A 2,638-nucleotide genomic window follows, 5' to 3' on the forward strand; every position below is an offset into this window, starting at 1 on the left:
ATAGACATTATATCCTCGTAAGTTGGATTTTCAGCTTCGTAATCCTTTTTATAATCGTAAAATTTACTCTTGCATATGTAGTTGTTTTTGCCCTTTATATATCCGTAGCTTACCTTTCCTGAAAGCCCCAAGGAGTTTATCACATTTGGCAAATCCTTGTCCATAAGCTGAACCTGAAGCTCTTTTGTGGCAGTTGAGATTATTATTCTCTTTTGGGCATATCTCGCCTCTAAAACAGCCGGTAGCAAATACCCCACGCTTTTTCCAATTCCTGTAGGCGCCTCTATACAGGCTATATTATTAGATGTACTGTGAAATGTCTTTCTAATCAATTTAGTCAAATCGTATTGACCTTGTCTAAATTCATAGATAAATCCCTTCTTGCTGCCCCAGATATTCTCCTCCTTTAGAAGCTCTTCATAAGAAGCATTGTATTTTCCCATAAGTTTAAAAATTTCTTCTTCCTTTGAATTGTCGTTTTTCTGTTTCTCATCTTCCTTTTTTTCATATACTGTATTTGTCTCATCTTTTAAATCGTAATCTGCATTATTTATGTATTCAGACCAGTCCCAGTTTTCAAGAGAGTGTTTATTTAGGTAAGAATCTATATCAAATGTCAAAGGATATAATGTAAGCTTATTGTCCTTTTCGAGCCTATCCTTAAACCTCAAAATCAAAGCATTTACAACATCTATAGTATCTATTACATCGTAGATAGCTCTGTGCACCTCGTCATCTTTATTTTTTGTAATTGCTTTTTTTAGGTAATCTAAGTTAAATTCTCTGTGAAAAGGTTCTAAAATAGCCGCCAATTCCATAGAATCTATAAATTTATTATTTATTTTGCCTATATGTAAATTTAAAAACTCCTTTTCAAAATTTTTATTGTGGCAAATTAACGTTTTATCTTCTATAAAAGCTAGAAAGTCTTTTTTGACCTCATCTAATAAGGGCGCTTTATCTAGATCTTTTTGATTAAGATTTTTGCAAAGAGAAAAAATTTCAGGTGGAACCTTAGATTTATTTTTTACAAGTGTATTGAAAATAGATATTTTTTTATCTCTATCTATTTTTACAGCTCCGATTTCTAGGATTTCGCTATTTTTAGGATTTAACCCACTTGTCTCTATATCTAAAAAAACTACATTCTTTACAATACTCGTGATTCTTTTTTCCATAGAATACCTCCTTTCTAAATCTTAATCATTATATTTACAAAATATACTTTACTACATAAAAGCATATTAAGACAACTATTTAAAATCAATATTTTACATGAATATTTTTAGCCGTTTTTTAAAAAAATATTATTAATTTAAATTAATTTAATTTATGAGGAGGACTTACCTTGAAAAACAACAATTTTGGAAATTATTTTATTATAGGGTTTTTCGCAATCTTAATTGGAATAATAGCCATCACAAATTCCAATTTATTTAATAAATCCAAAACTCAAATCTCAGAGGGTGATTTGAGCACGCAAGAATACAATTGGTACTTTAATCCTAGACAAGATCACAAGCAGCCAGACCCTATAAAAGAAGCTTCCTTTTTCAAAAACTACGACACGTATTATGTAGGAGATAAGGATGAAAAGGTCATATACCTGACATTCGATGCTGGATACGAAAACGGATATACAAACCTTATTTTAGATACACTTAAAAAGCACAATGCTCCGGCGAACTTTTTTGTAGTCGAACACTACATAAGAAGTAATCCCGAACTAGTCAAAAGAATGGTAAATGAAGGACATCTAGTCTGCAACCATTCCAAAAGCCACGTATCTATGGCCAGTATAGACGATTTAGACAAATTCAAAAACGAAATACTATCTGTAGAAAAAGCATATAAAGAGGTAACTGGCAAAGATATGCCTAAATATTTTAGACCTCCTATGGGCAAATTCAGTGAAAGATCTCTAAAATACACACAAGATTTAGGATATTCTACTATATTTTGGAGCTTTGCATATGTGGATTGGTACGATTCAAACCAACCTAGCCATGAACATGCAAAAGATAAAATCTACTCTAGAACTCACCCAGGAGCTATAGTGCTGCTTCACTCAAACTCACAGACTAATGCAGAGATACTAGACGAGGTATTAACTCACTGGGAAAATGAAGGCTACAAAATAAAAAGCCTGGATTATTTAACTAAAAATAAATCTAATTAATCGTTCAAACTAAAAACTGAGGAGCTTTAAAATAACTCCTCAGTTTTTATATGCTTCTAAAAATATATTCTTTCCGTTGTAATTACAAGTCCAGTACGGTTTATATATGCTAAATACATCTGACAGAACCATATTTTCACTTTCATATTTTCTGTAATGTTTTTCTATTTCATATTCGATATCATTTTTTAAGATACTGTCATTTATTTTAGGCTTTTGTACGCAACTTCTTGCAATATATCTCTTTACAGTGACTGGAACCTCATCTACAAGCTTGGTATGACCTGTATATGTGTTTAGGGCTACAATCCTATAATCACTTTTTAAAAATCCATTCTCTAATCTATTTACTCTGTATTTTAAAATCTTATACTCTATATACCTTAGATTTATATCACCTATTCTTTTATTAAACTGTATTACTTTACTTAAAAGCGGAATTTTCTCAAATAAATTTTT

Annotated in this window: 3 protein-coding genes; 1 reads left to right on the plus strand and 2 read right to left on the minus strand. The window is 30.9% G+C overall.

Features of this window, described 5'->3' with window-relative positions:
• A partial coding sequence (locus SPD90_RS14300) for an exonuclease domain-containing protein (RefSeq protein WP_320925675.1) occupies positions 1 to 1,178 on the minus strand: 1,178 nt, incomplete at its 3' end.
• Between the two features lie 170 nt (positions 1,179 to 1,348).
• Here SPD90_RS14300 and pdaA point away from each other — a divergent pair.
• A complete protein-coding gene (pdaA, locus tag SPD90_RS14305) occupies positions 1,349 to 2,179 on the plus strand; it encodes a delta-lactam-biosynthetic de-N-acetylase (RefSeq protein WP_320925676.1) in 831 nt (276 codons plus the stop codon).
• Between the two features lie 39 nt (positions 2,180 to 2,218).
• Here pdaA and SPD90_RS14310 read toward each other — a convergent pair.
• On the minus strand, positions 2,219 to 2,638 hold a 420-nt coding region (locus SPD90_RS14310; RefSeq protein WP_320925677.1), incomplete at its 5' end, for a hypothetical protein.

Source organism: Intestinibacter sp., from assembly GCF_034113885.1.
In the GTDB taxonomy this organism is placed as follows: Bacteria; Bacillota; Clostridia; order Peptostreptococcales; family Peptostreptococcaceae; genus Intestinibacter.